Annotated in this window: 21 protein-coding genes and 2 pseudogenes; 14 read left to right on the plus strand and 9 right to left on the minus strand. The window is 40.1% G+C overall.

Going from position 1 to position 25,132, the window contains the following annotated elements:
* Window positions 1-158: 158 nt before the first annotated feature.
* Complete coding sequence (locus H6G76_RS15020) at window positions 159-827, plus strand: DUF2834 domain-containing protein (RefSeq protein WP_190701795.1); 669 nt, start codon at window positions 159-161, stop codon at window positions 825-827.
* Between the two features lie 55 nt (window positions 828-882).
* Here the strand turns inward: H6G76_RS15020 and H6G76_RS15025 are convergent, their stop codons facing one another.
* Window positions 883-1,056, minus strand: coding sequence for a hypothetical protein (locus H6G76_RS15025; protein ID WP_190701798.1), 174 nt, complete (start codon window positions 1,054-1,056; stop codon window positions 883-885).
* A gap of 239 nt (window positions 1,057-1,295) precedes the next feature.
* Here H6G76_RS15025 and H6G76_RS15030 point away from each other — a divergent pair, with 239 nt between their 5' ends.
* The gene (locus tag H6G76_RS15030) at window positions 1,296-1,700 is read left to right on the plus strand and encodes a response regulator (RefSeq protein WP_190701800.1); all 405 of its coding nucleotides are present in this window, start codon (window positions 1,296-1,298) and stop codon (window positions 1,698-1,700) included.
* Window positions 1,701-1,826: 126 nt separating this feature from the next.
* On the opposite strand, the gene H6G76_RS15035 is transcribed toward H6G76_RS15030, so the two are convergent.
* The gene (locus tag H6G76_RS15035; protein ID WP_190701802.1) at window positions 1,827-3,290 is read right to left on the minus strand and encodes an MFS transporter; all 1,464 of its coding nucleotides are present in this window, start codon (window positions 3,288-3,290) and stop codon (window positions 1,827-1,829) included.
* A 568-nt stretch (window positions 3,291-3,858) separates the two neighbouring features.
* On the opposite strand from H6G76_RS15035, the gene H6G76_RS15040 reads away from it, so the two are divergent.
* The 3 genes from H6G76_RS15040 to H6G76_RS15050 are packed head-to-tail and all read left to right on the plus strand — an operon-like array spanning window position 3,859 to window position 6,315.
* A complete protein-coding gene (locus tag H6G76_RS15040) occupies window positions 3,859-4,290 on the plus strand; it encodes a rhodanese-like domain-containing protein (protein WP_242056402.1) in 432 nt (143 codons plus the stop codon).
* A gap of 59 nt (window positions 4,291-4,349) precedes the next feature.
* Window positions 4,350-5,537, plus strand: coding sequence for an acyltransferase (locus tag H6G76_RS15045; RefSeq protein WP_190701808.1), 1,188 nt, complete (start codon window positions 4,350-4,352; stop codon window positions 5,535-5,537).
* Between the two features lie 22 nt (window positions 5,538-5,559).
* A complete protein-coding gene (locus H6G76_RS15050) occupies window positions 5,560-6,315 on the plus strand; it encodes a TIGR04283 family arsenosugar biosynthesis glycosyltransferase (RefSeq protein ID WP_190701811.1) in 756 nt (251 codons plus the stop codon).
* On the opposite strand, the gene H6G76_RS15055 is transcribed toward H6G76_RS15050, so the two are convergent.
* The gene (locus tag H6G76_RS15055; RefSeq protein ID WP_190701814.1) at window positions 6,300-7,001 is read right to left on the minus strand and encodes a DUF547 domain-containing protein; all 702 of its coding nucleotides are present in this window, start codon (window positions 6,999-7,001) and stop codon (window positions 6,300-6,302) included. The two genes, H6G76_RS15050 and H6G76_RS15055, sit on opposite strands and share 16 nt — an antisense overlap.
* Before the next feature lie 594 nt (window positions 7,002-7,595).
* Between H6G76_RS15055 and H6G76_RS15060 the strand changes: the two genes are divergently transcribed.
* On the plus strand, window positions 7,596-8,405 hold the full coding sequence (locus tag H6G76_RS15060; RefSeq protein WP_190701817.1) for a phytanoyl-CoA dioxygenase family protein: 810 nt from the start codon (window positions 7,596-7,598) through the stop codon (window positions 8,403-8,405).
* 106 nt (window positions 8,406-8,511) lie between these two features.
* Window positions 8,512-9,534: a glycoside hydrolase family 43 protein gene (locus tag H6G76_RS15065; protein WP_190701821.1), complete on the plus strand. Its 1,023-nt coding sequence runs from the start codon at window positions 8,512-8,514 to the stop codon at window positions 9,532-9,534.
* Window positions 9,535-10,017: 483 nt separating this feature from the next.
* Here the strand turns inward: H6G76_RS15065 and hflX are convergent, their stop codons facing one another.
* Window positions 10,018-11,688, minus strand: a complete 1,671-nt coding sequence (gene hflX / locus H6G76_RS15070) for a GTPase HflX (RefSeq protein ID WP_190701823.1) — start codon at window positions 11,686-11,688, stop codon at window positions 10,018-10,020.
* 503 nt (window positions 11,689-12,191) lie between these two features.
* Here hflX and H6G76_RS15075 point away from each other — a divergent pair.
* Window positions 12,192-12,962 carry a glucosamine-6-phosphate deaminase gene (locus H6G76_RS15075; RefSeq protein WP_190701825.1) on the plus strand — a complete coding sequence of 257 codons (771 nt, stop codon included), beginning with the start codon at window positions 12,192-12,194 and terminating at the stop codon, window positions 12,960-12,962.
* 213 nt (window positions 12,963-13,175) lie between these two features.
* Here H6G76_RS15075 and H6G76_RS15080 read toward each other — a convergent pair whose 3' ends face one another.
* Window positions 13,176-13,544, minus strand: coding sequence for a transposase (locus tag H6G76_RS15080; RefSeq protein ID WP_242056403.1), 369 nt, complete (start codon window positions 13,542-13,544; stop codon window positions 13,176-13,178).
* Between the two features lie 201 nt (window positions 13,545-13,745).
* On the opposite strand from H6G76_RS15080, the gene H6G76_RS37030 reads away from it, so the two are divergent.
* From H6G76_RS37030 to H6G76_RS15095, 4 genes are all read left to right on the plus strand, one after another.
* Window positions 13,746-13,946, plus strand: coding sequence for a hypothetical protein (locus tag H6G76_RS37030; RefSeq protein ID WP_242056404.1), 201 nt, complete (start codon window positions 13,746-13,748; stop codon window positions 13,944-13,946).
* On the plus strand, window positions 13,947-14,504 hold the full coding sequence (locus tag H6G76_RS15085) for a tetratricopeptide repeat protein (RefSeq protein WP_242056405.1): 558 nt from the start codon (window positions 13,947-13,949) through the stop codon (window positions 14,502-14,504).
* A 378-nt stretch (window positions 14,505-14,882) separates the two neighbouring features.
* Window positions 14,883-16,277 (plus strand): IS110 family transposase, encoded by a 1,395-nt coding sequence (locus H6G76_RS15090; RefSeq protein WP_190701827.1) that lies wholly within the window; start codon window positions 14,883-14,885, stop codon window positions 16,275-16,277.
* A gap of 158 nt (window positions 16,278-16,435) precedes the next feature.
* Entirely contained in the window at window positions 16,436-16,603 is a 168-nt protein-coding gene (locus H6G76_RS15095) for a hypothetical protein (RefSeq protein WP_190701828.1), read from the plus strand.
* A gap of 22 nt (window positions 16,604-16,625) precedes the next feature.
* Here H6G76_RS15095 and H6G76_RS15100 read toward each other — a convergent pair whose 3' ends face one another.
* From H6G76_RS15100 to H6G76_RS37675, 3 genes and pseudogenes are all read right to left on the minus strand, one after another.
* Entirely contained in the window at window positions 16,626-20,837 is a 4,212-nt protein-coding gene (locus H6G76_RS15100) for a DEAD/DEAH box helicase (RefSeq protein WP_190701829.1), read from the minus strand.
* Between the two features lie 494 nt (window positions 20,838-21,331).
* Complete coding sequence (locus tag H6G76_RS15105) at window positions 21,332-23,332, minus strand: strawberry notch C-terminal domain-containing protein (RefSeq protein WP_313934781.1); 2,001 nt, start codon at window positions 23,330-23,332, stop codon at window positions 21,332-21,334.
* 102 nt (window positions 23,333-23,434) lie between these two features.
* Window positions 23,435-23,536, minus strand: a pseudogene (locus H6G76_RS37675) (strawberry notch-like NTP hydrolase domain-containing protein); the annotation flags it as partial.
* Window positions 23,537-23,605: 69 nt separating this feature from the next.
* On the opposite strand from H6G76_RS37675, the gene H6G76_RS37035 reads away from it, so the two are divergent.
* Both H6G76_RS37035 and H6G76_RS38250 read left to right on the plus strand, forming a co-directional pair.
* Entirely contained in the window at window positions 23,606-23,815 is a 210-nt protein-coding gene (locus tag H6G76_RS37035; RefSeq protein ID WP_242056407.1) for a hypothetical protein, read from the plus strand.
* Between the two features lie 443 nt (window positions 23,816-24,258).
* Window positions 24,259-24,378, plus strand: coding sequence for a hypothetical protein (locus H6G76_RS38250; RefSeq protein ID WP_397333980.1), 120 nt, complete (start codon window positions 24,259-24,261; stop codon window positions 24,376-24,378).
* Between the two features lie 84 nt (window positions 24,379-24,462).
* On the opposite strand, the pseudogene H6G76_RS38255 reads toward H6G76_RS38250, so the two are convergent.
* Window positions 24,463-24,701 (minus strand): annotated as a pseudogene (locus H6G76_RS38255) (hypothetical protein); the annotation flags it as partial.
* Window positions 24,702-25,132 lie beyond the last annotated feature (431 nt).

A 25,132-nucleotide genomic window follows, 5' to 3' on the forward strand; every position in this document is an offset into this window, starting at 1 on the left:
GGGAGTATGTAGTTAAATACAAATAGAAGCTTTAATCAATGTATCTTAGCAATATTTATGTAAAACCTAAATAACAGGCGATCGCTATTTAGCTGACTTTACAACATAAGATAAATTATATTTTTAACCTTAACAGAAAATACACTTCCATAAATCTTATGATCAGAAAAGTTTTTCTTTTGATTATCTGGCTAGGATTTGTTATATACACAATATTATTAGCACCAGTTGATCAACCAGAAACATGGGCTATAGGAACAAAGCTATTAACACGTCAATGGCATAAACTTAACGCTATTATCCCAACAATATTTTGCTTAATGGGTATTTTTCCAATGATTTACGCTTGCTTAATGTTTGCTGATGGTAGAATGCAGAACTTTCGCGCTTGGCCTTATTTTATTGGTTCAAATTTTACAGGTGTGATTTGTCTTTTACCTTATTTAATTTTTCGGCAGTCTAATCAAGAATTTTACGGCATAAAAGATAAGTGGCTTTTAATATTTGAGCGACGAAAGACAGGAGTTAGTTTGCTGGTTGCTAATGTTGCTTTATTGAGTTATGCAATAATTACTGGAAATTGGACAGATTACATTCAGCAGTTTTTACAAAGACTTTTTGTTCACCTGATTAGTCTCGACTTTCTACTGATGTGCTTAATATTTCCGATTACTTCATTACTGGATAATGATATGGCACGTCGGGTAATTAAAGATAAACGTATTTTTTGGGCTGTTGCTCTTGTACCTTTGTTTGGGCCATTAGTATATTTGTGTTTGCGTCCATCATTACCAGAAACTTCTTTAACAGAGTTACCTGCTACTTAAATTGAGATTTTAGATTTGGAATTTTCAATCTAAAATCTCAAAAAGTTTAATTTATTTAAAAGCGGATCAATCCAAAGTAAGCAGTTGCAGAAACAAGGATAATTGTTATAACACCCAAGGCAATACTAAGCCCAAATTGTGCAGCAGTTTTTTGATTGAGTTCCTCTTTACTTTCATGCCGCATGGCAGTCTCAGTAGTTTGAGAATTTTTAAAGCTTTCAGTGTTCATAAATATTCTAGCTGAAACGTATTTATTACTAAGTTCGCTCCAACTGTGAGAAAGTACATCTAGCTATGGGCCTACTAAAAAAGGTATATTGATAGTTAGTGGATTAGTTGGGTCTATCTTATATAAATGACCTTATTTGGTGAGTCTAAGAGTCTCATCAAAGCTAGAGCTTGAATTATTCGGAGTATTTTACTTTTTTCTGTCAGCATCCCTGAAACACAAATAAAATATTATTTGTTATGCAACCTCCTCTCCCACTTGCTGGCTTAAGCATTCTCGTAGTTGAGGATGATGATGATAGCCGCTTTTACATTACTACTGTGTTAGAAGCAGATGGAGCAACTGTCGTAGCAGTTCCATCAGCAGTAGCAGCATTGAAAGTGCTACCTGAATTGCAACCCGATATCTTAATAAGCGATATCAGTATGCCTGAGGAAGATGGTTACACTTTGATTCGTAAAATACGCACACTCAATCCAGATGCTGGCGGACGAGTTTTAGCTATTGCTTTAACAGCATTTGGCGATCGCGAGAGTTGTGTTGAAGCATTGGAATCGGGTTTTCAGACTCATGTATCTAAACCAGTTGATCCAGAAGAATTAGTTGAGATTGTCGCTAATTTGTTTGCCTCTTGTAATTGGTAATACCATTTTGGATTTATATTTTTACCATGCTATTCGTGATGATCAAAAACTGCATATTTTGTTAAATGAAAAAATCCCCGACTTTTCTAAAAAGTCGGGGATTTGAGCCTTCGTTGTGACAACTAATTATTCTACTTTAACCAAATCTGGTGACTGCTTTGGCAATAGGAGGCGCATTAGCTGACCTAACGAGATAGAACGTTGCTCTTGAACAAAAACTAAAGGTAAAAGTGCAACTATCCGTAGTAAGCCTGAGATGACAAATAGCCCCAGCAAACCGCCAGCAGCAGACTGAGTTGCTAAAAAGCTACCCATTGAAATACCTATTGCTCCAGTTATACCAGCAACCGCTCCGGCGATCGCAAAATAATTAGACTGGTAACGCAACGGTGCTATTCCCATCATCATATTGTTTGTACACAAATCAATCGCCGCCCAAGTCCCACCAGCTAATATGTGCAACAACGGTAAATAAACCCAAAAAGAAATCTGATCACTTCCTACCGCCAACCACAGCAAAGGTGTCACCGCCACTAAAACTCCTACGAATATCAGTAGCGGACGATTGCCAATTCTGTCTGCCAGTTTACCCCACAACAGCAGCATTAACATATTCGCCGCAGTACCTAAACCGTGATAAATCGTTACCACACTAATATCTATATTCAGGTTATCTAGCAGATAAAGGTTAAAGAAAGGTGCGCTGACGTTAACTGCAAAGCACCAAATACTCAGGTAAAGTACAAACTTCACAAAATTAGTATCTTTGAGCCAGCTAAAATCTATCTTTTGGGGCTTTGACTCTGAGGTGTCAGAATGCTCCACCTTTAACAGCTGAGGATTGACATCAGCCATCCATATTTGACAGCCTACACTAATTACCCCAAGCAAAATTCCTAGAAACAAAATTGCACTGTAACCTTGGAGTGTTCCACCAGGCCAAGCCGATACCACAAAACCTAGTAATGGTACAGCAACAAAGTTTGTCAAACCCAGAATGCTACTGCGAAAGCCAAAATATCGCCCCCTTAATTTTTGAGGTACTAACACAGCTGACCAACCCAGCCAAGGCGCACGACCGAAAGCTTCAATGATATTAGCTCCTAAGAGAATTGCTAAGGTCAACTGCACCACTTGCTGCCCAGCGATATGAGATGATTTTACTAGCCAAATTGCTGGTAAAAGAATCAACCACAGCAAGCGTGGCGGAAGGAAAATAGATATAGAATACTTACGAAAGCTAACGCTTCGATTTACTAAATATGCTCCCAAAGGTTGGAGTAGATTCACTACCTGCGGAATAGCAGCCAATAGACCAATTTCTACAGGCCCAGCACCTAACTCTAGCAAGAAATTACTGAGCAATGCCCCACCGATAATACTATAAAAAATCGTGGCGAAAATACTCTCAAAAGTTAATGCTTTGAGACTCGTCCTAATTTCTGGTTTAGAAACAAATTTTAAAAACCGTTTTGGACTTGGAGAAATTACTGTTTCTGTTAATGTCCTATCTTCTGAAATTTCTTGAATAGGAATAGGAGGAAGAGGGTTGGCTTCTAGGGAAAGAGTATGTTCTTGGGACGGAAGCATATTATTTTAACAATATTAAAAAGTGAAGTTTCCACAGCAAATTTCTCCTCTATTAATACTAATTAGTAAATCTGATAGAGAAGTTGATAAATAAGTTCTGACACACTACAGTGAGCCACTAATTCATCTAAGTAAATTGCAGCGATTGTGAACAATACACTACGTTTCCCAAGGAGGTGGCAGTTAGTTGCGTTTGTTATTTAAATCAAAACCGTCTTTTGAATGACAATTTCAATTATGTATAAAACTTATCGCTAACTGTATGATCATAAATATTTTTATCATAAAAATTCTACTGATTGGTAGAAACCCTACCCGAAGTTTCCCATATCTCTCCTGAGGATTAAAATCTTTCACATCTTAGGCACACAATTTAAGTATTTAATGCTCAAATCACAAAATTTATTTATCCAAACTGGCTATGAGTAGCTAAATATGCATAAGTCTTAAGAAGATAGTTTTCCCCAAAAATATGTACTGATTTTTTTCAAAAATCAAATATGAGTCCTATATTATTCAGTAAAATTTTAAAAAGTTGCAATCATTAGCGTTCAGTTTACTCAAACTCTTGATCAGATTAAGTTTTCCCACTGTTAATCAAATCTCAACAGAAAAATTTGCCGAGTGGCTAGCTGATTCTGCAAAACAGCAGCCGTTTGTGCTTGATGCACGCAGCCCAGCAGAATATGCAGTCAGTCACATCAAAACATCTGTGCGTATTGATCCTGTTGTACCCGACATAACAGCACTCTCGACAGTTTCAAAAAACACACCAATCATTGTATATTGCTCAGTTGGGTATCGTAGTGCCAAAGTTGCCCAACAACTTGATAGAGAAGGTTTTATCCAAATTTTTAACTTGAGTGGTGGTATTTTCCAGTGGGCTAATGAAGAACGACCAATGTTTAAAGATAACGAACACTCATCACAACTTGTGCATCCCTACAATGCCATCTGGGGAAATTTTCTTAAACATAGTTACCGTGCTGAGAATCATTAAATTTAAATGGCTGCCAATCTTAACTGAGTTTATGTATTATTTTTATTTTTAATTAAATAATGAATTTAAAAGAAAACTTAGAACAAATAAATATTACCGATGAACGACGCTATGACCTAGATTGGCTAAGAGTTTTGGCAGTTTTACTGCTAATTTATTTTCACGCTGCTGCAATTTTTTATCATGGTGAATTAGGCGAATTTTATATTCAAAATAATTCTTTAAGTTCTGCCCTTCAATGGTTTATTTTTGTTGTCCATCAGTGGCATATGCCATTATTCTTTTTTATTGCAGGAGCAGCTACTTGGTTTTCTTTAAAGTTACGCTCTGCTAGAGAGTATATTGGCTATCGCTTCAGTAGATTGTTCATTCCCTTCATATTTGGAACCTTAGTATTAGTTCCTCCTCAAGTTTATTATAACCGTCTCAGCCATCATGAATATTCAGGCTCATACGTGCAGTTTTACCCACAATTTTTTCATGGAATTCGACCCCAAGGAAATTTTGAATGGGCGCACCTTTGGTTTTTGATTTATTTATTTGTCATATCTTTGGTCACTTTGCCATTATTATCATTCTTAAAAAAACAAACAGAGCAACTCTGGTATTCTCAAGTAGCAAACTTTCTAAGACAACCAGGAGCTATTTTATTACCTGCTCTACCATTAGCTGTAATTGAAGGTGCATTGCGTCCTAGATGGTTTGGTTTTCAAAATCTCTACGATGACTGGGCAAATGTATTATTGTATATCTCTTACTTTGCCTATGGATTTATATTTTGTTCTCATGCAGAGTTTGGACAAGCAATTCAAAAAAATCGCCAATTAATTCTAGGAATATCAATAATTACGATGTCTGTGCTATTAGGATGGCAGGCAAGTGATTTTCTTCCCAGCCGTGGTTACTCTTGGAAATATATTTTTTATCAAATGTTCCGAGGAGTAAATTCTTGGTGTTGGGTAATTGCTTTAGTGGGATTAGGGCAAAGATATCTAAACTTTAATAATGGCATTTTGCAATATACTTCCCAAGCATCTTACCCATTTTATTTATTGCACCAGACAGTTTTGGTAACATTAGGTTTTTATGTAGTGCAATGGAATTTGGGGATACCAGAAAAGTTTTTAATTATTAGTAGTGCAACTATTTTGCTAACAGGTACTTTGTATGAGGTCTTAGTTAGACGTATAAATATTATACGTTTTTTATTTGGTTTAAAACCAATAGAGATTAAGCAGAAAGAATAAAAATCAAGATTTTAAGAAATGTATGAATCAAGTTTCGATTATTATTCCTACTTTCAATGAAGCAGCTAGTTTAGAGCGTACCTTGCGCCAACTGGGTTTATTAAAACCAGCTGTCAAAGAAGTAATAGTAGTAGATGGTGGTAGCGAAGATGAAACAATAGCGATCGCTAAACAAGTTGCGGAATCATTGCATAAACAATTAAATGTGCAAATTCTGGATTGCGATCGGCGTGGACGTGGAATTCAGATGAATTACGGAGCATCAGCTGCTACCGGAGATATACTCTGTTTCCTCCATGCAGACACTTGGATTCCTGATGATGCTGCTGCTGTTATCCAAAACACCTTGGCAGATCCTACTGTTGCTTGTGGCGGATTTATTTCTTTAATGACAGGCTCTCATACCACTCGCTGGGGTATATCCCTACATAACTACCTAAAAACTTACTATGCACCGCTAGTATTTAAACCTTACTTATTTTTTAAAGGATTGCGTCTGTTATTTGGTGATCAAGTTATGTTTTGTCGCCAGCGCGACTTTTGGGATTGCGGCGGATTTAATGAAGCACTACCAATTATGGAGGATGGAGATTTATGCTTGAAATTGGCGCAAAAAGGACGAATTGTTCTGGTTAACCGCATCGTTCAAAGTTCCGATCGCCGGGTTGCGCGTTGGGGTAGTTGGAAAGCTACAGCAATTTACCTCTACATCGGAATTTTATGGGGAATTGGTGTTGATACTAACTATCTCAAGCGGTTTTATCAAGATATTCGCTGATTTAAACTCCAGTCATAATCCAGATAAGATATCGGTGTTGCCGCAGTTAATGGCACATCTATTTTTAAGTAAGAATCAATGTATTCAGGGATAGAAGGCGCAACTTTTAAGAAATCTTGGCGATACCATTTAAAGATTTTACTGCTGTAGAGCGTTTGACTATCAAAGTCATAACGCACTTTTTGGGGATTATTAATAAAGCGATGAGTATCTTCATCTAACTGCTGATTAACTTGTTCAGGAAAGTAAGCTTCCGGACGGAGTAAAGGACAACCTACAGAAGCACAAACAATCGCAAAATGAATACGTGGTTCTTGCAATTCATCTCTGAGAATTTGGTTTTCGATTTGCGCTAGACTGTAATGCTGACCAAAGATGTAATAAACTCGACGCTGAAAGAACCATAAAAAACCTAGCCAGTTAGGAACCCCAAAAATTTTGGGCAGAATCGAGTCCAATGGATATTTTTCTAAAATACTGGAAATAGTCAACGCATTGTAGAGGTTAATCCACAGTGCTAATTTCTCCTGAGCGTTGATGTTAGATTTGAGAGTGGATTCTTTGAGGCTTAACAACCAATCAGCCAAAACTTGGGGTTGCTCTGTTTTCCAAGCAGCATAGTTTACGCGACCGTCTTGGTCAACATATTGCCGCAATAATTTATCCCAAGGTTCAAAGTCAATCATAAAATTTGCTCTATAGGAATATGGTTTGATTACTGAACATACTTGTGTAGTCAGGCAATAGGCAATAGCAGCAAAATCTAGATAAATCACTCTTTATATTTAGCATTTACCGAAAGTATTAATGCTTAAAACTACGTCTAGAGTAAGTGGTACGTATTGTGAGTATTGCCAGGTTGCAACAGTTTGTTCGATCGCGTCATTAGTGCTTGCATTCCCTGAAGTTATGACTGCTGTTTGCACCTTACTGGGCAAGCGCGACAAGAATGCAGTAGCAGAAGCTAAAACACAGTAGATAAATAGCTCAACCTAAAAAAACATAAAATGTAGGGTGTGTTACGGCTATGTCAGGATTTGAGAATTTTACCAAATGATATCTAGCCGTAACGCACCGTATAATATTGGTGCGTTACGCGTTGCTTGAACGCACCCTAAATTTTAAGGTTTACTTTATAAATCATCTCTTAATACGATATCAAACTTAACAGTATAACTTTGAAAATAATGCGCTATTATCGACAAGCAATTATAAAAAAATAATGCTAGAGTTCGCTTTAAAGTTAACTCTAACAGCAGAAATTAAAGAGGATAAAAGCGATGATTCAAAGTGTAGGAGGCATGGCTAAATATTCAGCTACCGACCTAGATAAATTTGCCGAAAAATTAAAAACAGACGGAATTTGTTTGATCCCTCAGCTTTTTGAGCAAAAATTGATTGACGAGTGGGCGCAAGCTTTTGAAAAGTTATTTCGCGATCGCCAAAATCAACCCGGTGGGTTAGCTCCGCGTGAAGTTGCCCGTTATTATCTAACTTTGCCTTGGGTTGCTCCATTTGCTAATCAATCAGTTTTTGCTAACCCAGTAATTATGGGTATTCTTGAGCGCGTGTTTTATCAAGAATATGTGATGGTTCAAATGGGAGTTGATCTACCATTGCAGGGTTCAGATTATCAAGAAACTCACCGAGACTTTCGCCCACTATTTAGCGATCAGATAGTAACTCCACTTTATGCCTTAGCGGTCAACTTTCCGTTAGTGGAAGTAACAGCAGAAAACGGCCCGTTTCAAATGGCGCGTGGTACTCATTTGCTACCACGTGAAGAAAGTTTGAGAAAGATTGCTAGTGGTGAAATCCCGATGGAATCTTTTTATATGCAGCCGGGTGATGTAATTGTGCGATCGCCTTTAGCATTACACAGAGGTTCCCCTAATCGGACAAACCAGCCAAGACCAATGGTTGTCATGGGCTACGCTATGCATTGGTTGCATACACCAAAGGTAGATTTGACTCTCCCGCGTGATTACTATGAGAGTTTGCCACAAGAATTGCAGCAAATGATCCGGTGTCAGGTAGTCGAGGAATTACCCCAAGAGAAAGTCGAAACTTATATCAATTTTAAGTACTAAGTAGAAGGCAGGAGGTAAACCGTTGATATCAACGGAGTTACTTGATTCGCACTTTACATTTAATTCTGTTTACCTAGTTAATACAAAAAGTCTGAAGTATGAAATAATGCAAACTTATACAAATCCTGTTTATAAAGGCTATTTTGCCGACCCCTTTGCTTGGCAGCACGAGGGCATATATTATGCGATTGGGACTGGCGCAGCAGAAGCCGCCGGTATGGTAGACGAAATCGAAGAGGCGTTAGATATTGATCCAAATTATAAATTGCGGGTCTTTCCTTTGTTACGCTCCTTCGATTTTGTGAACTGGCAATATATGGGTAACGCCTTAGAAAGACCAGACCCCGCGCTAGGCGATAACTTTTGGGCGCCCGAAATTGCTTACTGCGATCGCAAATTTTATCTCTACTATTCGGTCGGTCACGAAGACAAACGTCATCAGTTGCGGGTGGCTACCAGTGACACACCATTAGGCCCTTATGTAGATATTGGCGAATCTTTAATAGATCCAACTTCCTGTTCCTTTGCGATCGACCCGCACGCATTTTGTGATGATGATGGACAGTGGTATCTGTTTTACGCCCGTGATTTTTTAGATGCGGACGGTAGTGTACGTGCTGGTACTGCACTTTGTGTAGACCGACTCGTAACAATGACAAAACTCGCAGGCGAAGAAAAAGTTGTTTTGCGGGCGCGTTCCGATTGGCAAAGGTTTTTAGCTAACCGTCTAATGTATGGCGAAATCTATGATTGGCATACCTTAGAAGGGCCTTGTGTCCGCAAGCATGAAGGCAAGTATTACTGTTTTTATAGCGGTGGGCGTTGGGAAACCGATACCTATGGTGTAGATTATGGTGTTGCTGATAGCGTCATGGGGCCTTACTCTGATGCGGGTAACGAAACCGGGCCACGCGTCCTTAAGTCGATTCCTAATTATGTCATCGGCCCAGGCCACAACTCCATTGTCCTTGGCCCAGATGGTCAGACTGAATATATCGTCTATCATGCTTGGGCAAAAGACATGACTATGCGCCAAATCTGTTTAGATAAGCTGATTTGGACAGCAGAAGGGCCGCGTTGTAAAGGCCCGACTTGGACACCGCAGACCACTAATGGCCTATCCCATTAATTCTGATCAGCCAGTAGCCAGTAGGGTGCGTTGTCGCATAGCGCAACGCACCATTCAGAATTTTCGGTGCGTTAGGACTAATGTCCATAACGTACCCTACGGAGTAACTCGTAAACTAACTTTTGCAACTCGTAAACCAACTTTTGCAACTCATAAACTAACTTTTGCGACTCGTAAACTAACTTTTGCAACTCGTAAATCAAGTTTAGAAATTGTATATTAGCTTCACGATTGATAAACCCGATAATTTAACCAAATCTTACTATATATATTTGTTTTCAACAGATTTATTAATTTTCAGACGCTAACGCATAATTTCATTCCATTTCACGTTAATCATCATACATACAGCAGGAAACAGGCAATAGGCAATAGGGGTGAAAGCCTGTTGGTATATGGCTTTGTTCTTAAAATCTGTATCTCATTTACCTGCAATGTGCTGTATATATGTAGAGACGTAGCAATGCTACGTCTCTATAAATTTTATCCTGCCGAAATTACCGCAACAGATTCATCAATAATTTGTAGCAAGTGCTGTTTAAAAGTTTCTAAACCCAATCGCTTAGTCGCAGAAATAAACATCGCTTGGGGATGTTCTTGTTGGGCTTTTGCTAAAGTTTCGCTATCAACTTGATCAATTTTATTAAAGGTAATGAAACTTTTTTCGGGAATTGTTGGCATTTCCTTCAGTATTTCTTGCACACTAGCAATATGGCTTTCCCAAGCTGGATGAGATAAATCAACTAAATGAACTAAAGCATCTGCCTCAACTACTTCTTCTAATGTGGCGCGAAAAGCATCCATTAGCGGTGGTGGAAGTTCGTGAATAAACCCAACAGTATCAGTTAACAAAATTGTCCGGCGTTCTTGAGTTTCTGATGCTGTAATTACTACTTTGCGCGTGGTCGGGTCGAGGGTGGCAAATAGTTGATCTGCGGTGTAAACTTCGGCGTTAGTTAACACATTTAATAATGTTGATTTACCAGCGTTTGTGTAACCAACTAACGCTATGACAGAAATTTCTTGCTGTTGTCGTTGCTGTCGAATACGGGCGCGATGTGCTTGTAATTGGTTGACTTGTTCTTGAAGTTGGGTAATTCGCCGTTGAATTACTCGCCGTTCTGTCTCTAGTTTAGTTTCACCAGGGCCTCGCGTACCAATCCCTGCGCCTAATCTCGACATTTCCTGACCACGACCACGCAACCGAGGTAGCATATATTCGAGTTGCGCGAGTTCTACTTGTAATTTACCTTCTTGGGTGCGCGCCCGTTGAGCAAAAATATCTAAAATTACTTCTGTGCGGTCAACAACTCGCAGACCAATTTCCTTTTCTAAGTTACGGGCTTGGGATGGCGAAATATCGCGGTCAAAAACAATTAAATTAGCTTGTAATTTTTGGGCTAAAAGGGCAATTTCGGAAACTTTTCCGGTTCCAACTACTGTTTGCGGATGTGGGCGATCGCGCTTTTGCCGCATTGTATCTAGTACAATTCCTCCAGCACTATCTACCAACCGCACCAGTTCTGCAAGTCCATCTTCAAACCGTTGGGGAGAAACATCGTTAGTCTGCACTCCCACCAGCAGCACTTTATCTTGGCCAGAAACAATATCTTGGGATAAAAATCCTCCTGCGTCGGCAATTTCTTCTTCCCATTCCAAAACTAAATCGTTAAGGTCTTCTTCAGATAAATCATCTAAACTTAGGGGCGGTGAAATTATCCAAGGTGTTTCTGTATTAGGGACAAGATTTGCTAAAAAAGTTGATTCGATTTGACCATCAGCAACGTTTAAAATTACAAGGGCATCTAAACGCTGGCGCAACATGGCAATTAATGCTGCTGTATCAGGGGCTGTTGGTTTTAATTGAGTAGTAATACAACGTATCCGGCTCAAGCGTTCTGCGCTATGTCGCGGTAATTCTTCTGATGGAATTTGAGTTTTATTTGGTGTCCCTATAGCAACTCTAATTACTTCTCCACGCCGATTAATATAACAGCAAATCGGTTGATGGATAGCTGTTGTAATTGCAGCTAAAGTTTGAGCAAATTCCGGCGTAATAAATCTATCTCCTGGTTGCTGTTCTTCATAAAGATGTTGTAATTGTTTAAGGTGGCTGTTTCTGATGCCTTGAGTATTTCCATAAATCTTTTGCATATAACTAATAATTTCAAATTACTTTTCAATGTATTTAGTTTATATTTAACCATTCTTTAATCCAACTTACTCTACCAAACGAAACAGTCAGTAAATAAAGTATCTATTCCCAAAGTAAGTCCTATGTTTAATATAGGAATCCTACTTAATTTACAAACTAGTCGTGGGGGCAGGCAAGAGATTTGTTTGGACTCCTACACGGTTTGCTATAGAAGGCAAGTCACCTATAGGACTCATATTAGATTTTTGAAAAAAATCAGTGTATTGTTACCTGCCTTCTTTACTGTTGCCTCTTGCCTGACTGCACAAGTATATTCATTAATCAAACCGGATTCCTATAGATAGCGATCGCAATTTTAATGATGTGAGGAGCAAAGTTAATTTGACTACCACTTAATTTTCTGCGATTACAATATTATTGTTTGAGGATGCGAAAAATCTCCAATCTGCGGTTGATGTGTTCGCCAACAACATTTCATACTTCATAATTCACAATTCAAAAAATGGTAGCTGCCAAAAAATTTTTTCGTGTTGATGATTTACAGGTGCAGATTTACAATACTGAGGCTGAAATGGCTGAGGATGTTGCACAAATCACAGCTAAATATTTAACGAATGTCCTGGAAAAGCAGAATACAGCAGCAGTTTTATTGGCAACAGGTAATTCCCAACTCAAGTTTCTTGATGCTTTGATAGGGTTGGGTGGTGTTGATTGGCAAAAAATTACTCTATTTCATTTAGATGAATATTTAGGTATTACTGCGGAACATCCTGCTAGTTTCCGGCGTTATCTGCGCGAACGTGTGGAAAAAAAGCTTGATCCGCAGCAATTTCATTATATAGAAGGTGATACCTTAGAGCCGTTGTCTGAGTGCGATCGCTATACTAAACTATTGCAAGCCCAGCCAATTGATTTATGCTGTTTAGGTGTTGGTGAAAATGGACATTTAGCTTTTAACGATCCCTCAGTAGCCAATTTTCAAGATTCTTACAGTGTGAAGTTGGTAAAATTAGACAATCTAAATCGCCAGCAACAAGTAAATACTGGTCACTTTCCCAATCTCGACAGCGTTCCTCAGTACGCTTTTACTGTTAGTCTTCCTTTAATTTGTTCCGCAAAAAAAATTATCTGTTTAGCACCCGAAAAACGCAAAGCGCAGGTAGTAAAACAGATGTTACAAAAGCCTATAACTACTAGCTGTCCGGCTTCTATCCTACGCCAACAGCCACAAGCGATGCTATTTTTGGATGATGATTCTGCTGCTTTTTTATAAGCAATAACAATAGAAACATCCTTATTTGATGAGTATTTCCTATTCTTTATCAGATAGAGTAGGCAATAGGGAACAGGCTTGAAAGCATCCCAGTATATGGCTGTTTGCAGAAAATGTGTACCTCATTCACCTGTAATCTATTGTAAAAAGTAATTTTTTACGGCTGTGTAGCACTAAACTAAGCATTTAGCTAAGGAATACAGCCAACTTAGATTATTTGTAAGTACTATAACCTGAGTTCGGGTTAATCGGGTTCAGTAGTTTCCCATCGCCGGAAACCGCCAAGATGGGAACTACTTCACCACGAGCGGCTAAACCATCAAATACTTTATGTTGAGAAATCCGACGGTTATGACAGACTTTGAGACTCGTCGAATCGATAAAACCGATACCCGTACAACTTCCAAAACAATGCTTCAGGTAAACGCACAAAGGTATCAAGGTTGATGGTATCCATTCAATGAATCGTTGATAACTTGGCACTGCTGGAAAAGCACAACTCCATTGCTGTTTGACATGATTCAAATAAAAATGCTTAAAATTCCGGTAGTGATTTTGATGAAATGCAATCAGTATCGTCATTATTTCACTCAAACACAGACTTTTAGCCCGAATCCGTCTGCTGACTCCATTAGACTTTGCTGTAGTATCGTAATTTTTGTCATCTTTGCTCCTTTGTGCCTACTCTGCGAGTTCCGCTTGCGGTATGCGCGAGACTTAAAATTCGTGTTTTCTAACATTCACACAAGAGGTCTAATAATTACTGATTGAGACTGAAAAATCATGGGGAGTGCAAATAATCAGGGAATTTGCTGGTGGTTTCTCGCAAAGTTTACCCGCTACAGTTTAACTTTATTGCTGAGTGCGGTAATGTTTGCTGATGCTGTGGCGGCGACACCGAAAAACCAAGGCTTGCAGATAGCACAGCAAACCACTCAACAAGATACCACTCGCGCTGCTGCGAAACGCCTTTTTCAAGAGTGAATGCAGTTTTATCAACAAGGAACAGCAGAAGCACTGCGACAAGCAATTGGTAAATACCAAGCAGCTCTGAAGCTTTGGCAAAAACTTGATGAGCAAAGCCGGGAAGCCGAAACCCTCAATCAAATTGGCTTAGTCTACGACGATTTGGGAGAAACACAAGAAGTACTCAAATATTACAACCAAGCTCTACCAATACTCCTCGCAGTGGAGGATAGAACAGGGCAAGCCACCACCCTCAACAATATTGGCAAAGTCTACCTCTCATTAGGAGAAACAGAAGAAGCACTCAAACACTTCAACCGAGCTTTATCTATACGCCGTGTAGTGGGGGACAGAAAAGGGGAAATCCTCACTCTCTCTAACATGGCTTCCCTAGAATACAGACGGGGTAATTTACAATCAGCCCAAACATATATTCAAGCAGCTATTGAAATAATTGAAGATTTACGCGCCAAAATCACTAATACAGAATTACGTGATGCTTATTCTGCATCAGTGAGAGGCTATTACGAGTTCAACACCTATCTATTGATGGAATTGCAAAAAAAAGATTTATAAATTGGCAGTGAAAGTTAGCGATCGCCAGGCTACCTTATCATTTAAACACCCTTGTTGAGAATAAACGTCAAACTAAGAGTTTCGGATTATTCTCTGCCTAGAGTGACAAAAGCGGTTGATGGACGATATGTCCGCGATGGATGAAAGAAACGGAATAAAGAGTACCAAAGAATCTTATACTTGCATTGTGTCTTGACAGTTAAGACCGTTCCCTCAATGGTGCATTTTCGCCCGTACAAAAGCGTGGTTCTGGGTTGTGACGGCGATGGCATTGGTGAAGCGTTTACACGTTATCCCGTTTAGAAGACTGTATAATTCCGTCAACCTGGGTCAAGGCACACCTCAACTTTGATACTGCTTGAGACTAGGGGAACTAGAATGAAGAAAAAACAGAAGTCTTCAGTTCCAAATCGCCAATCTGTAGCCAAGGCATCTAAACTTAATCCGATTCATCCAAATGCTGCTGGTATTGACATTGGTTCACAACATCATTGGGTATGCGTACCGTCAGGATCTGCTAACGAATGTGTTCGGCGTTTCGGTTGCTACACGGCTGACCTCTACGCTATTGCTGATTGGTTAGCTGAATGTAAAGTTGAAACAGTGGCAATGGAATCAACAGGTGTTTATTGGATTCCATTGTTTCAAATTTTAGAGACTCGCGGTTTTGAAGTCAAACTTGTCAATGCTCACCATGTCAAAACTTTGCCTGGGCGCAAAACAGATGTTTTAGATTGTCAATGGCTGCAACAATTACACAGCTATGGGTTGTTGTCAGGTTCTTTTCGCCCAGAAGACGATATCTGTGTTCTACGTAGCTATATCCGTCAACGTGATAATCTCATCAGAACTGCCAGTGTTCATATCCAACGGATGCAGAAAGCTTTAACTCAAATGAACATACAACTGCATCAAGTAGTCAGTGATATTACAGGTACTACAGGCATGGCAATCATACGAGCTATCGTCGCAGGCGAACATGACCCACAAGTACTTGCAGCTAAAAAACATCACCGTGCCAAACGTAGTGAAGCAGAAATAGCTGCTGCGCTTCATGGTGATTACCGAAAAGAACATTTGTTTGTCTTGCAACAAGAGTTACATCTCTATGATGTCTACCAATCCCAAATCGCTGAATGTGACCGTCAGATTGAGGAGTGCTTAAGCCAATTTAACGACAAGATTGATATTGCTCAGTCCCCTCTTGCTCCACCCAAGAATCCTCACCATAAGCCTCAAGGTAATGAACCTGCCTTTGATTTACGTACTCATCTTTACCGCATGAGTGGGGTAGATTTTACTCGCGTTGATGGTCTTGGTGTCCTGACAGTACAAATCATCCTTTCTGAAGTTGGTTTAGATCCTCATCGATTCCCCACAGTGAAGCACTTTACCTCCTGGCTTGGCCTTTGCCCTGGCAGTCGCATTACTGGTGGCAAAGTTAAAAGTTCTCAAACTCGTCCGGTAGTGAACCGCGCTGCAAATGCTTTCCGTATGGCAGCACAAACCGCCGGAAAAAGTAATTCTGCTTTGGGAGCGTTTTATCGTCGTTTACGTTCTCGCCTTGGCGCTCCTAAAGCTATTACCGCCACTGCTCATAAGATTGCGCGCATTTTTTACCAACTTTGGACAACTGGCGGAGATTATACCGATCCTGGTATTGATTATTATGAACAGCGTTACCGTGAGCGAATGGTCAATAATCTCCACAAAAAGGCTCAGGCTTTTGGTTTTGAGCTTATTCCTCAGCCATCAGAAAATGTGGTTTCTTAGAAGCGGGATTAGAAGGAAAGCTGTCAATGTGAACGGGAGCGATAAGGCACTTACCAGGAATAAAATCGCCCGCCCTATCAAGGATATAGTCGTGCTTATGACTGGACTGCTGTGCTTTCGCCCTAAAGGGCGAAAGCGACGGCGGGCGATTTTATTTTTTGGATCTCCCTAATGCAGTGGGAATTGGCATTGAAAAACTGGTCTATTTTCAAAGCCCAATTTTTTGGCATAGTTTCTTTGGTGTGGGGAGTGCAGATGATATTGAAGAAGGATACGCGCATTCAGAAGCAAATGACCAAGCCCTGCAAACTCAAAACTTATGTTAAAGGGTTGGAAAAGCCTTTGCTTCTAACTATGAATCAACTGTAACAACGCCTCTGTTGATATCTTGCCACTCAGATCAGAACCCTCCAAAAGACTATCCGCTAAATCCCGCTTATGGTGATGCAGTTCCACAATCTTGTCTTCAATAGTATCCTTAGCCACCAAGCGATAAATTGTGACTGGGCGTTGTTGCCCAATGCGGTGGGCGCGGTCGGAAGCTTGGTCTTCTACTGCTGGATTCCACCAGGGGTCTGTATGAATAACATAATCAGCGGCAGTAAGATTGAGTCCAGTACCCCCAGCTTTGAGACTAATCAGAAACACATCACCATCCCCAGCTTGAAAGGCATCTACGCTTCTTTTCCGTTCTGTCATTGGAGTACTACCATCTAAGTATTGATATTTAATACCCTGTTTCTCCAAAAAATCGCGGATGATGTGCAAATGATCAACAAACTGACTAAATACCAAAGCCTTATGGCGATTTTCGAGAAGTTCGTCCAGCACCTCACCAAAAAGTTGCAATTTGGAACTAGATAATCCAGTATCAGGCATAACGAGGCTGGGATTACAGCAAGCGCGGCGCAGTTTCATAATTTCTGCTAAAACTTGCAAATGTTTCTGTCCTGCATCTGCATTACTTTGGGTCAATTTAGATATAGCTTGACGACGCAAAGCTTCATAGAATGCCTTTTCTTCTGTACTCAACTCCACATGAAGCAAAATTTCAGTTCGAGAAGGCAATTCTTCTAATACCTGATTTTTGGTGCGCCTTAACAAGAATGGTTGAATCAGTTTTTTGAGTTTATTACGCGCAAGTTTATCTTGATATTTTTCAATGGGGGTAGCAAAGCGTTGATTGAAACTTTCAAAAGAACCTAATAACCCAGGATTAATAAAACGGAACAAATTCCACAATTCACCCAGATGATTTTCAATCGGAGTCCCAGTAGTCAGCAGTTTAAAACTTGCTTTCAGGTTCATGGCAGCTTGAGAACGTTTAGTGTTCATATTTTTGATCGCCTGGGCTTCATCCAGGACAATTGTTTGCCATTTTACTTGAGCAAGCATTTGAGCTACTTCTTCTTGCTGCAATAAACCATAGCTGCATATCAACATATCCAAAGGTTGTAACCCATCTAACAACTTTTGGCGGTTAGCACCAGAGAATTGAATGATATTCAGAGTTGGGGCAAACTTTTGCGCTTCACTCACCCAATTCATGCACACAGAAGTTGGGGCAATAATTAGGGTTGGCCCCTGATGGGCATTTCTGAGGATGACAGCCAATGCCTGCACGGTCTTGCCCAATCCCATTTGGTCTGCCAAGCAAGCTCCTACACCCCAATGTGCTAGACGCGCCAACCAACAAAAACCTTCCATTTGATAGTCACGCAGTTGGGCTTGAAAGGTAGATGGGAGTTCTGGTTGGAGGTTTTGTACTTCCTTAAGGCGTTTGATATGTTCTTTCCAATGTTTATCTGCCTTTACCTTACCGACTTCATCAACAAAATCTTCTAATCCTAATGTAGCCAAGGGATGAAAACGCATCCCAGTACCATGTTTTTCCGAAAACATCCGCAATTCGTCCAGGCGTTTGCGAAAAGCTTGAGTTAAAGCCAGAAATTGACCATCTCCAAGCGGAATAAAACGGCTTGGGGTTTTCTCTAATAGTTCTAGTAGTTGCTGCATATCCAGCACTAGGTCATTATTCAATTTCAATTCCCCAGTGGCGGCAAACCAGTCCTGCTGACGTTGAATCGATAAATTAAAGTCTTTTAAGTCGGCATTGTGGCTAACACGCAGTTTTTCTCCTTGGGGCCATTCTATGACGACATCACTTCCCAAAGCTTGCAGTTCTAGCAGCAATTCTAAACAGTCCTCTGGGTCTTCTATTGTCCATTCACCATCTTGTTCTTCATTTCGAGCTAAAGTGGCGCAGGCTGATACAGCGTTTGCGGCAAGTTGTTTCTCTTGTAACAGATTTCGTCTGGTTTGTAGACGTTTACCATCAATCTCGGCAATAACAGTTTCACCACCTGTACCAGGACGATAGTAGGGGCCACCTTGGGCAAATGGGCGCGACAACATGGTAACTTTTAAGCCGGCATTGGCAGGCAAAAGATGAATATGAGGTAACGTCTGGGCGGGGACAACTTCTGCTCCTTCTGCGCCACCACCAATGTCCGAATGCACGGTGACAATGCCAGAGATAGCATTAATGGCAGCCAAAACTTGTTTTTCGGCATTTGCTGGTACATTTAATTTATTATCTTTACCAATAATTTCTGCAATACGTCTGTGTTGGGCAGTGATTTCAATAACTTTGATGCGGGTTGGAGTTTCTTTAATATGCAGAATACTCTGTGATTCGATGATTTTAGGAGAAAATTCCAAGGTGAGACGACCAAGTTTCTCTTTTTTAACTAAAAGTTCTGGTTCTCCCTTGACAATTTCGACACGAACATTAGGACTATCTTCCCAAAAAACCAACGGGTGTCCAATTAACGCAGAGATGGCTTTTTCGCTGAAGTTATAATCAACTTTGCCGTAATAAGAGCCGTCATTATATGTTTCAATACAACTACATACCCGCATATCTTGAGGTGTGACGTAATCAAACTCACTCAAGTTATTACTCAGACGTTTGAGGGCGATGGGGCGACCTTTACTCCATTCTCCTTTAGCATTTACTTTCTGTTCTTTTGGTTGCAAGACACATCTACTGGGATAGAAGGTAATGAACCATGCTAAACGTAATTCTGATTCTGGTTTTCCTGGTGTCTGTGGTTCTTTTTGAAGATTAGCTAAGGCATTGAGGCACATTTCCCAAGCTTCTTGGGGTCGAATTAAGTCGATAATAGTTTGAATACCGCTATCTTCTCGCAGTGCCTCTGCCTGTTTTTTATAGTTACTACTAGGTTTGAGCCGGGATAGGAGTTCTGCGGTTTCCATTGCCAACCAATGATGCCCTGAAGTAAGCGATCTCCGATATAATGGCTCTAATAAATTAGGTAAACGTTTTTTTGCAGCGTCGGCATCCATCCAGTAAAGGCATAGTGAGCAAAACAATGTTTGTAAGCTGTTTTCTTCTTCCACTGAAGAAATGTGAGAACTAAGGACTAATTGTTTTTGAGTAATATCACCTTGATGGACTTGCAGTACCATTTTCAGTCTGCCATAAATAAACCTCAGCCAATGATCTGATTGGCGGGACATCGCACTGGTGTATTCTTCTGCTTGCTGGAGGCTCTGCACTGAACCATCTTTTAACAGTGCCAGGATAAAAAATAAGCCCCCCATCGTATTAAAATATATTTGGCGTTTGCCTGTCGCTTTTCTCAGTTTTTTCAGGGCATCTGTATAATATTTAATCGCTTGTTCGTTTTCCCCTCGGAGAAAACTTAACCATCCCCAAAAGACAGCAGCATTATTTTGATATTCATCCGATACCCGCTCCAGACATTCTTGTGCTTCTTGAGTACAACCTCGGAGTAACATTTGTTCTGTCAAAATCAAATGCAAATAATCTGAGCAATATCTTCCAGATGTAGAACATTCTTCTTCCAGCAACGTAAACGCATCTTCGGAGACAGATAATTTTAAGGCTGAATTGAGTAAAATACTGGATATTCCATTTTCATATAATCCTTGTGGTAGAGTGTTAAACCAATCGGCATCAAATGGGTTATTGCATATTTGCTCGAAGATATTTTGGATGACTATTTTTTCTTCGCTATCAGCGTATTTATCGTAATCTTCAATTTGCTGATTAATAAAATTAGGGTCTTGGCGATAAAAACCTATACGGATTTCCCGAATACACTCGCGTAAGCTGCGGAATATCCGAGCATTTTTGTTCCAATGAGTCCGTATAGGTAACTTTTCTTCTACTGCTGTGACCAGAATTTCAAACTGTCCAGTTTTTACAGCATGACGAGTAGCAATTTCTGTAAGTAGCGGATGACATTCAGGGCTTTGCCTGCCTGACTGCACCAGCAAACCTACTTTTAACAATTTATCAATTTGGGGACTAATGGTTTTAGTACCCCAAGGTTTATTGTTTTCATCTAAAGCACCCGTTTTACTAATACAACTCACGAATGAATTTTTATCTATAGGTGCATAAATTATCGAGAACAACTGAATAATCTTTTGTATGCAAGGGTGTAACTCGAAGTATTTCTCAGTGAGTTGTGCTTGTAGTTTTATGGATTTAGAAGCAATATTAGTCATTAAGGGCAAAGGACACTTCTGATATATTAAAAATACTAATTAGATAATTTAACTGTAAGAATTCAGCACACAGAAGTCAGAATTCAGAATTTAAGAGTAATTTAGGATTATGAGGCTATTTTTAGCCTGAAGAATGTGATTAAATTTTCTACCATTCTGGCTCCTGGATTCTGACGGATGTATACTTACACTTAACTTAAAACTATTTTGGATATAAATGTTTGCTTTTGGGCTAATGATTAATTGAACATCTTAAGCAGCTATTGAACCTATTTTAAAGGAACTTGTGACGTTATGGTACGCTCAATCAAACTAAATTCCAGATGTTTTGAGCTAATGATGACAAAACAAATTCTCTAGATAAACTTGAGCAACACGGCATTGCCCGAAGCGGAAAAATCCAGCTAATAACAAGATTTACAAAAAGCGCAACTGCAAACCCGAATTTGAGAAAAAACAAAGCGACGGGTAAAAACCACATCGCTTTGCTCCCATTACACAAGAATCTCAATTACAGCACCCAAAACAGCCGCAGCTTTATCTCCAGTTGGCACAAACACCCGCTTACGCCAATTTATAATTTCGGTAAAACAACCTACAGCCGCAAGTTGATCGGCTAAAGATAAAGCATCAACCAATTCAATTCGTAGTTCACTAGCAACGAAAGACCGCCGCAGCGTTATACCTCCAGGCAACTGCTGTGAATACTTCTCGTCCAGCACCAGCTTCACAAGTTCTGCTGGAGAAAGCAGCTTATTCTTCAAGCCGAGTTGTTCGCGCACAGTTTGAATATCTTGAGCATTCACCACCCGACCAAGCACTTTCGCGCCATCGCTGGTTTGCAATCGGAAGACCCGGCTGCTGTGTTGTGGTAGGATTTTCCAAATTGGTAACAGAATGCCAGTGACTAGATGCAGATAGTCAGTGGTAAACTTGGGCAAATCCGAGGTTTCTTTTAACCAAGCAGTAGTAAACGCACTTGTTGAAACTTGCTTCCAGGTAGAAGATTCCAAATCCTTCACTGGTAAACGGGTTTCTTTTTGAGGTTTAATGAGCAACACTCTTGGAATAACGCCGCCGTCAGAATCAAACGCGCTATGAGTTGGGATGGTCACAGCAGCATTGCCTGACTTCTCATTTACCATCAGCCGTCCTTGGTAATTATCAGCAAACTCCAACATCTCTTCAGCCGATCTGATGTTGTTCCTTTGAGTGCGTTGAATTTTCAAGTAGTTGGTCACACTCCCAGTTTCAGAATGAGTGTACACAGCTTCTTGACTCTCAATAGTAAATTTCTCAGCCCGAAGTGTTTCCACACCGACTTCGTAGACACCAGCCGCGATCGCTGCTTCGATTTGCTGGCTCAAGAGTAGTTCAAACCTCTCGAAAATGATATTCTGCATATCAATTCGTAAAGCCAGCAGCCGATTGAGGAATTGCCGCAGGGGTGGAAGGTCGATTTTCATTCCGCCTTCGTGGGAAGTGAGGCTAAGTCCGGTCATCTGCTCGAACTGCCCTAGTGAAACTTCATAAAATCGCCCCTGGTAAATCTGCCTGAATAGCTCGGACAAAGCACGTTCGGCATAGTTCGATTCAAGGTTATCCTTTTCTAGGAATATGCCATTACCGCCTGTCTGTCGTTGACCGCGAGTAAGTGCGCCCAAACTGTCCAACCGTCGAGCAATAGTCGAAATGAATCGGCGTTCACCGCGCACGTTTGTAGTAACAGGTCGGAAGATGGGTGCTGATGCTTGGTTGGTGCGGTGAGAGCGTCCAAGCCCTTGAATTGCGTTATCTGCTCTCCACCCGGCCTCTAGAAGGTAATGCGATCGCCTACGACGATTAACCGCATTTAAGTCAGCATGGTAACTTCTGCCAGTACCGCCAGCGTCAGAGAAGATAAGGATTTGTTTGTCACCGTTCATAAACGCGGCAGTTTCAGCAATATTCGCCCCACAGCCTCTAGTATCCACAAACAATTGCCCGGAATCATCCTTCAAGACCCGCTTGCTACGACCAGTCACTTCAGCAACTTGTTTATGACCAAAGTGCCACAGCAGTTGTTCTAAAGCACCGGGAATTGGATCAAGACTTGCTAACCTATCGATCAGGGCATCACGTAAACCCACAGCTTCAAGTGAGATTACAGGAGAACCATCGGCATCAAAGACTGGTTCAGAACACTCCTCGCCGTCTTCGCAGGAGTGGATGGAATGCAGATGAATCGGAAACGCACTTAACAAATAATCCATGACATACTCACGGGGAGTTAGGTCAAGGTTCAAGTCCTTCCATTCGTCAGCCGGAACCTCATCAAGTCGCCGTTTCAAAAGTTCTTCGTTAGTCGAAACAACCTGAACGACAACAGCATTGCCTTGGGCTAAATCTTGCTCAATTGCGAGGATCAGCATCGGGCATTTCATCCCGGTGAGTAAATGGTTAAAGAACCTTTGCTTGTGGGATTCAAACTGAGACAATGCAGACATTTTAGCCATGCGATTGTAAGTTTTCGCACCAGTGATATTACAAGCTTCTAATGCTTTCCCTAAGTTGCAATGAATAACTTGAAAAGCGTCGGAGTAACTGTTGTAAATGCGTTCTTGAGTTGGTGTTAACTCAATTTGAAGTGTGTCATATTCGACACCATCAAAAGAGAGCGATCGCGCCAAATACAAACCAAGTGCCTTGAGATCCCGTGCAACAACAGAAGTATGCCTGAAAACTTCGTTTCTATTTAGATAATGAGATTTTTATTCAAGCTGATCGGTTTGGCACTACTACTGGCTGGTATTTACTTGCTCGGTCAGAATATTTATTTTACTACTAATATTTATCCGTACTGGTGGCGAGGTGTAGCTGCTGATGCTTCCATACTTTTTCTGACAAGTGGAATTCTGATGTTATTTGTCTTGTCTCGCCAGGATAAAGCTTTAGGTTGGGTGGCATTAGGGGTGGGTATACTGAAGAGTCTTTTTTAGCAGTCGCGCTGTTCTCAATCCTACAAGCCTTTGGCAGTTTTGCCTTTCAATGGCTTGTTTTGTTGGGGGATATCAATTGTTAACTACAGGTCGCCTCAATATTTAGGCTCTAATGCTGCTAAACTTTGGTTTGATACAGTGTTGGTAACAAAAATTTGTAATACTTGTCTAGATGCGAACTTTGCTTAATTGTCCAGTTAAGATAGTGGCTTGTACTTAAGTAGGAATGTATCTAAATGTTTCAGTTAGCTCAAGTTAATGTTGGAACAAACGGCTCTACAATAATTGGGCTTTTTTATTTACTTTTAGCAGCTATCTATATATTTTTAATGATAGGCTGGCTAGTATTGAGAAAAAATACACTCACGCTCTGGATTAGACTGATATATATTTTCCAGGGAGTGTTAATACCAGTGATAATGCTGGTTTCAGGAATAATATTAATGCTTCAAGGCTGGCGGTTAGATCCTGTTATTCAGTTTCAGCAATTTTTATTGTTATTACTAATTATTTATCTCAGCTTTAAAGATATTATAATTAACCTTATTCTCAGGATTAAATAAAGTAAAATCTAAAATTGCTCCGAGCTTTGCTGTTAGTGTTAGAGTCTGATATCTCTCATCAAGTTGCAATAGCATTAGTGAAGTTCCTTTGACTGACCAGGGTGTTTCATCCACGTAAAGTCTGCCGGACAGAGTATCTGCCCGGCAGACTTTACATGAATGTTAGGCTACTTCTTTTTTACCCAATCGCTTAATTCATTGATGCTTAGTTCTATTGCCCCAGTAATTCGTTTATTAGTTGCTATTAAAGTTCCTGACCCAATTTCAACTTGCCCCAATTAAGACAACATTTCTTACTGTTTTTCGTAGGGAATATTGTCATACTCTGTTACCTGAATCCTTAGCTAAAAAAGGCTGTTTTTGAAATCTGCCATGTTTTGCTCATTATTACGGTTAATCAAGTTTATTTAAGAGAATATCTTCAATAGGCTAGAGCAATTATAGGGTAATTACTAGAGATGACAAAAATTGGCGCGGAATAGAAAACTATTCTTACATACGAATGATCGGATTGCCTGTGTAGACAGGATTTTAGCTTGAGATTAGGTTTCTGTTTCAACGCTCATTTACCCTCGAAAGACACTTTAATATAAAAAATTGTTGAAATAGCAGAGGCAAATTAATGAAGAAACTTATAAGGGGATTTGTGGTATTACAGCACTTCCTGCTGTTATGGGGTACAGTTAATAAGAATAAAAATATTATCTTTTTATGAAAGCATATTCAATCGATCTGCGCGAAAAAATAGTTGCAG

This window comes from Nostoc sp. FACHB-152 (assembly GCF_014697475.1).
Lineage (GTDB): Bacteria > Cyanobacteriota > Cyanobacteriia > Cyanobacteriales > Nostocaceae > Nostoc_B.

What these genes read in the sequence shown, in the direction of transcription:
- H6G76_RS15020 (WP_190701795.1), top strand. Translation starts at nt 159, where the DNA reads ATGATCAGAAAAGTTTTTCTTTTGATTATCTGGCTAGGATTTGTTATA.
- H6G76_RS15025 (WP_190701798.1), bottom strand. Translation starts at nt 1,056, where the DNA reads ATGAACACTGAAAGCTTTAAAAATTCTCAAACTACTGAGACTGCCATG.
- H6G76_RS15030 (WP_190701800.1), top strand. Translation starts at nt 1,296, where the DNA reads ATGCAACCTCCTCTCCCACTTGCTGGCTTAAGCATTCTCGTAGTTGAG.
- H6G76_RS15035 (WP_190701802.1), bottom strand. Translation starts at nt 3,290, where the DNA reads ATGCTTCCGTCCCAAGAACATACTCTTTCCCTAGAAGCCAACCCTCTT.
- H6G76_RS15045 (WP_190701808.1), top strand. Translation starts at nt 4,350, where the DNA reads ATGAATTTAAAAGAAAACTTAGAACAAATAAATATTACCGATGAACGA.
- H6G76_RS15050 (WP_190701811.1), top strand. Translation starts at nt 5,560, where the DNA reads ATGAATCAAGTTTCGATTATTATTCCTACTTTCAATGAAGCAGCTAGT.
- H6G76_RS15055 (WP_190701814.1), bottom strand. Translation starts at nt 7,001, where the DNA reads ATGATTGACTTTGAACCTTGGGATAAATTATTGCGGCAATATGTTGAC.
- H6G76_RS15060 (WP_190701817.1), top strand. Translation starts at nt 7,596, where the DNA reads ATGATTCAAAGTGTAGGAGGCATGGCTAAATATTCAGCTACCGACCTA.
- H6G76_RS15065 (WP_190701821.1), top strand. Translation starts at nt 8,512, where the DNA reads ATGCAAACTTATACAAATCCTGTTTATAAAGGCTATTTTGCCGACCCC.
- hflX (WP_190701823.1), bottom strand. Translation starts at nt 11,688, where the DNA reads ATGCAAAAGATTTATGGAAATACTCAAGGCATCAGAAACAGCCACCTT.
- H6G76_RS15075 (WP_190701825.1), top strand. Translation starts at nt 12,192, where the DNA reads ATGGTAGCTGCCAAAAAATTTTTTCGTGTTGATGATTTACAGGTGCAG.
- H6G76_RS15080 (WP_242056403.1), bottom strand. Translation starts at nt 13,544, where the DNA reads ATGACGATACTGATTGCATTTCATCAAAATCACTACCGGAATTTTAAG.
- H6G76_RS37030 (WP_242056404.1), top strand. Translation starts at nt 13,746, where the DNA reads ATGGGGAGTGCAAATAATCAGGGAATTTGCTGGTGGTTTCTCGCAAAG.
- H6G76_RS15085 (WP_242056405.1), top strand. Translation starts at nt 13,947, where the DNA reads ATGCAGTTTTATCAACAAGGAACAGCAGAAGCACTGCGACAAGCAATT.
- H6G76_RS15090 (WP_190701827.1), top strand. Translation starts at nt 14,883, where the DNA reads ATGAAGAAAAAACAGAAGTCTTCAGTTCCAAATCGCCAATCTGTAGCC.
- H6G76_RS15100 (WP_190701829.1), bottom strand. Translation starts at nt 20,837, where the DNA reads ATGACTAATATTGCTTCTAAATCCATAAAACTACAAGCACAACTCACT.
- H6G76_RS15105 (WP_313934781.1), bottom strand. Translation starts at nt 23,332, where the DNA reads ATGGCTAAAATGTCTGCATTGTCTCAGTTTGAATCCCACAAGCAAAGG.
- H6G76_RS38250 (WP_397333980.1), top strand. Translation starts at nt 24,259, where the DNA reads ATGCTTCAAGGCTGGCGGTTAGATCCTGTTATTCAGTTTCAGCAATTT.